The organism is Endozoicomonas sp., assembly GCF_051008435.1.
Taxonomy (GTDB): Bacteria; Pseudomonadota; Gammaproteobacteria; order Pseudomonadales; family Endozoicomonadaceae; genus Endozoicomonas_A.
In genome coordinates, this window is sequence record NZ_JBPCXO010000206.1 from 1 (window position 1) to 7,487 (window position 7,487).

8 protein-coding genes and 1 pseudogene are annotated in these 7,487 nt (G+C 47.3%); 4 read left to right on the forward strand and 5 right to left on the reverse strand.

Annotated features, from left to right (window positions below; all coding sequences use genetic code 11):
- Positions 1 to 269: 269 nt before the first annotated feature.
- Positions 270 to 788 carry a general stress protein gene (locus tag ACR2PX_RS10585; RefSeq protein ID WP_433999324.1) on the forward strand — a complete coding sequence of 173 codons (519 nt, stop codon included), beginning with the start codon at positions 270 to 272 and terminating at the stop codon, positions 786 to 788.
- Positions 789 to 921: 133 nt separating this feature from the next.
- Here the strand turns inward: ACR2PX_RS10585 and ACR2PX_RS10590 are convergent, their stop codons facing one another.
- From ACR2PX_RS10590 to ACR2PX_RS10600, 3 genes and pseudogenes are all read right to left on the reverse strand, one after another.
- Positions 922 to 1,866 (reverse strand): DUF481 domain-containing protein, encoded by a 945-nt coding sequence (locus ACR2PX_RS10590; protein ID WP_433999325.1) that lies wholly within the window; start codon positions 1,864 to 1,866, stop codon positions 922 to 924.
- 219 nt (positions 1,867 to 2,085) lie between these two features.
- Positions 2,086 to 2,816, reverse strand: a pseudogene (locus ACR2PX_RS10595) (DUF481 domain-containing protein).
- Positions 2,813 to 3,190 carry a hypothetical protein gene (locus ACR2PX_RS10600; RefSeq protein ID WP_433999326.1) on the reverse strand — a complete coding sequence of 126 codons (378 nt, stop codon included), beginning with the start codon at positions 3,188 to 3,190 and terminating at the stop codon, positions 2,813 to 2,815. Before ACR2PX_RS10600 ends, ACR2PX_RS10595 begins: the two are co-directional and overlap by 4 nt.
- A gap of 206 nt (positions 3,191 to 3,396) precedes the next feature.
- Between ACR2PX_RS10600 and ACR2PX_RS10605 the strand changes: the two genes are divergently transcribed.
- Together ACR2PX_RS10605 and ACR2PX_RS10610 are read left to right on the forward strand one after the other, a co-directional pair.
- The gene (locus tag ACR2PX_RS10605) at positions 3,397 to 3,711 is read left to right on the forward strand and encodes an MGMT family protein (protein ID WP_433999327.1); all 315 of its coding nucleotides are present in this window, start codon (positions 3,397 to 3,399) and stop codon (positions 3,709 to 3,711) included.
- Between the two features lie 3 nt (positions 3,712 to 3,714).
- On the forward strand, positions 3,715 to 3,909 hold the full coding sequence (locus ACR2PX_RS10610; protein WP_433999328.1) for a hypothetical protein: 195 nt from the start codon (positions 3,715 to 3,717) through the stop codon (positions 3,907 to 3,909).
- Positions 3,910 to 3,935: 26 nt separating this feature from the next.
- On the opposite strand, the gene ACR2PX_RS10615 is transcribed toward ACR2PX_RS10610, so the two are convergent.
- The gene (locus ACR2PX_RS10615) at positions 3,936 to 5,654 is read right to left on the reverse strand and encodes an AmpG family muropeptide MFS transporter (RefSeq protein ID WP_433999329.1); all 1,719 of its coding nucleotides are present in this window, start codon (positions 5,652 to 5,654) and stop codon (positions 3,936 to 3,938) included.
- Between the two features lie 315 nt (positions 5,655 to 5,969).
- Here ACR2PX_RS10615 and ACR2PX_RS10620 point away from each other — a divergent pair, with 315 nt between their 5' ends.
- Positions 5,970 to 6,746: a trypsin-like serine protease gene (locus tag ACR2PX_RS10620; protein WP_433999330.1), complete on the forward strand. Its 777-nt coding sequence runs from the start codon at positions 5,970 to 5,972 to the stop codon at positions 6,744 to 6,746.
- A 33-nt stretch (positions 6,747 to 6,779) separates the two neighbouring features.
- Here ACR2PX_RS10620 and ACR2PX_RS10625 read toward each other — a convergent pair whose 3' ends face one another.
- Entirely contained in the window at positions 6,780 to 7,265 is a 486-nt protein-coding gene (locus ACR2PX_RS10625) for a YajQ family cyclic di-GMP-binding protein (RefSeq protein ID WP_433999331.1), read from the reverse strand.
- Positions 7,266 to 7,487: the final 222 nt, after the last annotated feature.

The following is a 7,487-nucleotide window of genomic DNA, read 5'->3' on the forward strand; positions in this document are numbered from 1 at the left end:
GGTAGCGAGCGCAGGCGAGACAAGGCAAAAAATGACGAAAAAGCGGAGTTTACATTCAGTAAATGAGCATTTTGAGTCATTTTTTAACGACGTATCGGCAAGCGCAGCCCTTTTGCGACAGCCTCCAAGAGTATGGTATAACGTTAGTTCTGTGGGTAGTTCGCCACAAACACCGGGGGATATGATCCACAGAGATTTAAGTATGCGATAGTCAAATAACAGGGATGAGTGGTTGCTGCATATTTAATTGACACAGAGAAGGAGGATTCATGAATAAATCTATATGTACTGCGTCGTTCAAAAACCATAAGCAGGCCGATGAAGCCATCAATGCACTGGTGAATGAACATATTAATCTGAAAGGTATTTCTGTTATAGGCCAGGATTACCATACCGAAGAACACCCGGTTGGTTACGTCACCACGGGAGACAAAGCCAAGACTTGGGGAAAAGTTGGTGGATTCTGGGGTGCGATTTGGGGGCTGCTGGCTGGCTCCGCCATTTTTATTGTGCCTGGTATAGGAGCAATAACTGCAGCAGGTAGTCTGGCTATCTACCTTGCTTCGGGCATAGAAGGTGCGATTGTTGGTGGAGGATTGGCAGCAATTATTGGTGGGCTGGCAAATATGGGTATACCCAAAGAACATATTATGAAATATAAATCAGCTATTGAAGCTGGCGAATTCCTTGTGACAATAGAAGGCTCTCAGGAAGAGACCGAGAAGGCTAAAAATATTTTACAAGGTAAGGAAACTATCTCTCTAGATATACACCCAGTTGAAGCATAAGCAAGAACCATCATAGTATGAGCCCCACAGCATTCTATTTTCTATGACAGCTGTGGGGTACCCAATGATTACCAGAAAACTTCTTCCTATGTGAGATCATTGTACTGATAAACCTGTTCGTATCGGATAGTTATCACCAGGAATAGCCAATACCCACCTTGATCTGACTGGAGGTTTTCTCAGCACCATCTACCGGAACATTGTCATAGTCCAGATAATGCGTCAGATTCAAAGATAGATTGTCAGATAACCCTACTCTCAACCCATGCTCTCCATCAAACAACCATTGCTGGCCTGAGTTAAGGCGGTAAAACAGTTTACTGTTAAAGAAATACTCCAGATTATCAATGAGCTTTCTTCGATAAATCAATCCACTACTGATCGCCAGGCTTTTCTGATTATCCTCTTCCTGATAATCTTCCCAAAGGTGAGTCAGACCGACCGTTGTAATAATGGTCTCCTTGACCGTTTCCTTGAAACGGTAACCCACTGCCCCCCCGACAGTCAGCCTTGACCGCAGGTCATCGGTAGAATCATATTCCTGATCCAGCGAGCCCTGAACAAACCAGTGCTCAGTGAAATAGCGACTGTATGCATACCCCAACTCCCACTCTTTGGTTGAAGTATTCGAATCTTCTTCCTGCTCTATTTCAATATCCCATTTAAGACTGTTTTTATTCCATTCGTCATTGATATCGAGGTTACCACTGAGAGTAAATGTGGTTTCATTGTCCTTGCCCTGATCACTGTCCAGTCCAAAGTTGACCTTGCCAGTGACATCCCACGCAGAGGCCAGCACCGGTTTTTCACGACGAATTTCAGCTACAGGCCAGGCTGCTGTAAAGCTGCGCTCATATCCATCGGGATCGACAACAATCAGCTGCTCGCCATTGCTCTTTAGCTGACGCGGCTGGGATTCTTTTTCACCAATCAGTCCAACCCAGACTGGCTTATTGGTCTCAAGAGAGCGGACATGACGCCAATTAATGGTAATGTCACCCGCATACTTGGTAGAAATGGTCAGTTTGCCTGCTTCCAGACCCTTGATTTTGCCACTGATCACATCTCCGTTTTCCATCCAGATCTTATCCGCATGGGCCATCATTGCCATGCTAGATAGAAATAGTACCCAGACTGTGCGCAATCTGAGAAAACGGCCAATGCTCCTAAAAAACTGGAGCCTCATGAACACCCCTTGATGAGTTAATTTGTTATTTCTCTATTAAGGGGGACAAGGGTTCCAAATTAACGGAAAGTTAACAAGAGTGGAAAGCCGCTATAGCAACCTGTTTTCTTTCTACCAGCTGGCGCCAAGACCGAACAATAAGGCTGAGTCATCCTTTTTCTTGCCGGTCTGGGGGGCTTCATCGTAGTCAAATTCGTAGCGAATACTCATATGCAGCAGATCCGTTAATTTGTAACGAACGCCGGTAGCCGTATGCAGCAACCAGCTATTACTTCTGATTCGTCGGAAAATATCCTGATCATGAAAAAGTGTGACTTTTTCCCAAAATAACTGATCGTAATGAAGAGCCCAATGGGCGGCCGGTGTTTCTTTTCGGTCACCGGGGTCTTCAAACTTTTCCCAGATTTCACTGGCTCCCAGCTCTGCCCTGAGATTCAGTTCCGGCTCATCCCAGAACTGATGACTAACCCCAGACCCAGAGTGACCCTGTACTCCAGATCCTTTATCTGATCTTTCTCCCAGCCTCCGCTGCCACTCAAATACCATTTAGGACTCAGAAAACGGTTATAGTCGTATTTCAGTTGCCAGTGATCCTTGATACGTTTTTCGTCATCGTCTTCCTGTTCAGTACGCCAATCAAAAATGTGGCGATTAAGACGATTTCTGACACCCAGACGTCCATCAAGATTGTAAGCACTTTTTATAGTGTTCCCTCTCTGGATATTGGCATAGGCATTGGCATGCCCATTCCAACGCCAATCATCGCTTTCAGGGGGTGTACTGGTCAGACGGGCAAAGTCAGAAGGATCTGCCGTGAGGGTTTTTGCGTCATCATCACTCACCAAGTGAAGTTGATAGTTGATAGTTGATGGTTGATGGTTGATGGTTGATGGTTGATGGTTGATGGTTGATGGTTGATGGTTGATGGTTGATGGTTGATGGTTGATGGTTGATGGTTGATGGTATGCAGTTGCCATTGTTGAAAAGCTTCACTGCCTTTGAAACGTATCCATACGGGTTCGTCGGAATCCAGCGTGGTGATTTCCTTAAGGGGCACCGTTAACTTGCCATAACCACTGTCTATCTGAAGGTTCTCATCCTTGATACTGAGAATACGCCCCTTGATGACACTGCCATTATGGAGACTGATGGTATCTCCCTGTACAACACATGAAATCAATCCAGCCAGTGACAGAACGGCCAAACGCATAATCATCCACTCACTCCAGACACAGTCAAATCGGCTTGAAAGATGAAACGTTTTTTCATCCCCGGAAAAATGAAAAACCTTTCACGATAAACAGCCGATAGATTAGGATAAGCTTGGCAGATTCGCTGGTGATTTTATCCCTTAATTGATCGTTCTATTTTTTCATGAAGTTTAAAATTAAGTGCTTCATGGAATCAGTTTGGAGAGTTGGCTTGCACGCACCATTCAGTCCATCCGATATCTGGTTCATCCTGGCCAAAGTTCCCGAGGGGAGTGTGGTCACTTATGGACAACTGGCCAACATGGCGGGTGCGCCAGGCTATGCACGGGTAGTCGGCAACATTCTGAAACAGCTGCCTTCAGGCTCGGGACTCCCCTGGCACAGGGTCATCAACAGTAAGGGACAGATTTCGTTTCCAGAAGCCAGTGCCAAGTATCAACAACAACAATCCCTGCTGGAGTCAGAGGGGGTGACGCTGCTTAACGGCAAAGTTAACCTGAAGCTGTATCAATGGAATGGAGAATAAAACTTGGACGATCTGGATCAACTTCCTGAAGACATTGCTCTGGCCATTGAAATGATTCGCCAGTTAGAAAACCTGAACTACCAGCCTGAAACCATCCTTCAAGCCATGCTCCACGTTTCCAAAGATGCTTTGGGCAAGCTCCCTGAACAGGAGCGAGAGCAATGGCAAAAACGACTTATTACTGAACTGGGTCGATAAGAGTGGCGGGCTTAAACCCGCCCTGCTCAATCGGGAGTAGCCTCTTCAGGCACGGTCTTTACGCCATTCTCCTCAGGCTTTTCCATGAGTCTCTGTACATAACTGATCAACAGTAAGACTGGAAGCCCCAGAATAGCCGAGCCCGCAAAAAAGATCGGGTAGTTGACTGCATCCACCACAGTACCGGAGTAACCGGCCATCAGTTTGGGTACCAATGTCATGAGTGAACTGAATACTGCGTACTGCATTGCCGTGAATGCGCGATTAGTCAGGCCAGAAAGAAAAGCTATGAAGGCAGCAGAAGCAATACCTGCACTCAGATTATCGGCGGCAATGACCACTGCCAGCATCCAGGTTTCAGGCTCCATTTGAGCCAACAGGGAAAACAGCAAATTACTGACAGCAGCCAGCAAGCCACCAACCCACAGAATTTTCATTACACCAAAACGCAGAGCCAGCAACCCGCCAAGGAAGCCTCCAGCAATCGTCATTAACAGACCAAAGGTTTTGGTGACAGCCGCTATTTGCTCCTTGCTATAACCCATATCTTTATAAAACACATTGGCTACCGCCCCCATCACAATGTCTGCAATTCTGTAGGTGCCTACCAGCAGTAGAATGTAGATTGCCAGTTTTCCATAGCGCTGGAAAAAGTCAGTAAAGGGAGCCACATAGGTTTCTCTGACCATACCTCTGGGCGCCACATTCAAACGGATCATTAACCAGGCAGCACCACCGCCCAGAGCCACGCTGAATAACAACCTGAATGTTTCGGAGAAGAAGCCTGCCACATGAGCAGAAACACCCGCGTTAATGATGACTGTTTTTAACTGGGCCGAGACTTCAGGCGTTAATGTGAAGCCTGCTACAAATGCCCCGGCAGCCACCACAAACAACCCGAGGAAGCGGACATAATCACGGGTACCATACTGCTGAGAGAAGGCGGACTGATTGTTTTCAGGCTCGGCAATCAATAATGTGGTCGCTACCCCTATCAACATGAAGGCGGCCATACAGCGATAGACAGAAGCCCAGGCCTCATAGTTATAAACGGTTTCGTCTCCGCCTGAAAACCAGCTGGCCAGTGCCAAACTGCCGGCTCCAGCCACCAGCATACCCACTCGGTAACCGGCAATGTAGGCAGATGACATCATGGCCTGAAGATCGCTTTCAGCTGCTTCAATCCGGTAAGCGTCGATGACTATATCCTGCGTAGCCGATGAGAAGCCCAACATCACAGCCCCAATAGCAACCCAGGTCAAACCATAAACAGGGTCATTGCTGGCCATGAACAGCAAGGCGGCCATCACCGCAAACTGAGCCAGCAAAAGCCAGGCCCTACGCCGCCCCAGACTTTTTGTCAGCCAGGGTAATGGAACCCTGTCTACCAACGGAGCCCAAACGAACTTGAAGGAATAACCCAGCGCCGCCCAGCTGAAGAAGGTCACCATGCTGCGCTCAACACCCGCTTCACGCAACCAGATAGAAAGACTGCTGAAAATCAGCAATATAGGAAGGCCCGCTGAAAAACCAAGAAACAGAACACTGATCACTCTGGGATGCTTAAAGCTCTGCCATGCTTCTCCCCAGGAACGGGAAGAAGAGTTCAGTAATTGCATTCTGATCCTCCGGGTGTGCTCATGACGGGTATCAAAGAGTTCTTCATTGAACTCTTCATAGAACGGTGCCTTGAAAATAACATACTGCTCAGGCTTTCCAGTGGTATAGGGGGCGTTGACAATCAATCATGGGCTCAGTGCTGCCGTAAAGGGGTCAAATACAAGGAAGACTTGTGCTGGTGTAGTTCCTCTACATCAAGCAAGCTCTGACGCAGTAGATGGCCCCTTTACGGAGTACCCGGAGGGCTCTTTTCAGGAGCATCCATTGCAGCGTTCCAACCGATTGAAAGACGTTGAGTATTCCTGCCCGATTGCGCCTTGCACTGAATGCTCCTGAAAAGAGCTGAGCTCCATGATTGATTGTCAACGCCCCCTAATGTTGAACGTATTTTGTTCTATATTGTCGAATTCTCAATACGTTTAATCAAAGCATACCTGGATATGATGGGAAACAAACTTTTCATCTCTCTGATGATAATGTTGACTCTGCTCAGCACTCAGAGTCATGCCTCTGCAAAAAAAGAAGCAGAACCCCGAAGCTGGCTGGTCAACGTAGAAAACATTTATACGAAGTACTATCTGTGCTCTGGAGCTTTGGTCAGCAAATACTGGGTACTGACCACTGCCCGCTGTGTCGATGGAAATGGTGGCAGTCGGCTCAGTGTCCTGCTCCAACCCTCAAAAGCCAGTGATCTCTCACTGAAGGTATGGGCTGATATGAACAGCCTGACTTTTGACGACCAGCACAAGCTGGCTATGTTCAGACTGGCAGAGCCTGTCACAGACCGAAAGCCTGCAAAGCTCAGTTATAACGATAAGAAAACAAGGCAATGCAAGACACTGTTATGCGCCTATCTGGAGCGGATAACGCCCAACCCACCTTTTAAATTTCAGCTGAAAGAACATGCCAGGAAGATGACATTAGCTAACAGTGATAATTACCATGACCGGGAGAACAAGATTACTGCCTCAGAAGTTTTCTGTACGGTGGAGCCTGATGGTCAGCAGTTTGGTAATAAAGTCATCATGGGATCGGCACTGACAGATTGCAAAGGGCAACTGGTTGCACTGGGAATTCATGTGGGCGATGCGCCTTCTTTGGTTGACGATCAGAAGCCCGATATGACTCCCGGCTTTAACGCTTTTCTGAAACTGAGCGCCTTCAAGCCATTTATTGAGCGCAATAGAAAGAAATTACCACCCGGGGAAGAGTTATAAACAGGAGAGGCAACCCCTCTCCTGCAACAAGCATCAGTCTCTGAAGTTGTTGTACTGCAGTGGCATTTCAGTATCCGTTTCTCTCAGCAAAGCAATAGCAGTCTGAAGATCATCTCGCTTCTTACCGGTGACTCGCACTTGTTCGCCCTGAATGGCAGGCTGAACCTTCAGCTTGGCGTCCTTGATCATCTTGACGATTTTCTTGGCCTGCTCTTTATCCAGCCCCTGTCGAACCATCACATCCTGCTTGACCTGTTTGCCGGAGCCATAATGATCTTTCACTTCCAGGCATTTAACATCAATGCCCCGTTTGACCATTTTAGTTTTCAGCATTTCAACCATCTGCACCAGCTGGAAGTCAGCATCAGCCGTCATCACAACCTGATTTTCACCACTTTTTTCGTAGCTGGCTTCAACCCCTCTGAAATCATAACGGGTGGCCAGCTCACGATTTGCCTGATCGACCGCATTGGCCAACTCGTGCATATCCACTTCTGAAACAATATCAAATGAAGGCATGAGGGATTTCCCAATCAACAAATTCTATACATAGCCAGGAGGCTGGCGAACTTAAGCTTTCGAGGATCAAATTCAGTAGAGCGAGTCAACAGCCCTGAGCGTTCTAGGAGTCTGTCGGACTTAGCCGACCGTAGCGAGAAAAAGTCCGGTTTGAGACAGTTTTTATGATTATTTGAGGCGAATAGCGAGCTATTCAACGAAAAGAATCATAGAAAATGGCCA

Bases quoted from the DNA above. Each gene is read 5' to 3' on its own strand.
- ACR2PX_RS10585 (WP_433999324.1), top strand. From the start codon at position 270: ATGAATAAATCTATATGTACTGCGTCGTTCAAAAACCATAAGCAGGCC.
- ACR2PX_RS10590 (WP_433999325.1), bottom strand. From the start codon at position 1,866: ATGGAAAACGGAGATGTGATCAGTGGCAAAATCAAGGGTCTGGAAGCA.
- ACR2PX_RS10600 (WP_433999326.1), bottom strand. From the start codon at position 3,190: ATGATTATGCGTTTGGCCGTTCTGTCACTGGCTGGATTGATTTCATGT.
- ACR2PX_RS10620 (WP_433999330.1), top strand. From the start codon at position 5,970: ATGATGGGAAACAAACTTTTCATCTCTCTGATGATAATGTTGACTCTG.
- ACR2PX_RS10625 (WP_433999331.1), bottom strand. From the start codon at position 7,265: ATGCCTTCATTTGATATTGTTTCAGAAGTGGATATGCACGAGTTGGCC.